Genomic DNA, 377 nt, shown 5'->3' on the forward strand with positions numbered 1-377 from the left:
CAGGCTTGGAGGTCGCGCACGGCAAGCAGCGGCTCACTCATGCCCGGCCCTCTCATGCCGGCCCTCTTCGTGCTCGGTCCCCATATAGGCGACGCGGACACGCTCGTCCTGGCTGACGGTGGCGTAGTCGCCGGCCGCGAGCACCTGGCCGCGCTGCATGACGGTGATCCAGTCGCAGAGATCAGCAACGACAGTGAGATTGTGCTCGACCATCAGCACGGCGCGGTCTTTTGCCAGCGAACGGATGATGCCGGAGATCATGCCGACATCCTCGTGCCCCATGCCGGCCATCGGCTCGTCGAGCAGAAGCACCTTCGGGTCGAGCGCCAATGTGGTGGCGATCTCCAGCACGCGCTTGCGGCCATAGGAAAGATCGC

The 377-nt window shown here is 65.3% G+C and carries 1 pseudogene; it reads right to left on the reverse strand.

Features of this window, described 5'->3' with window-relative positions:
• Nucleotides 1-33 precede the first annotated feature (33 nt).
• Nucleotides 34-377: pseudogene (locus tag EN845_RS34050) on the reverse strand (ATP-binding cassette domain-containing protein); the annotation flags it as partial.

This window comes from Mesorhizobium sp. M8A.F.Ca.ET.202.01.1.1, from assembly GCF_004791595.1.
GTDB lineage: Bacteria > Pseudomonadota > Alphaproteobacteria > Rhizobiales > Rhizobiaceae > Mesorhizobium.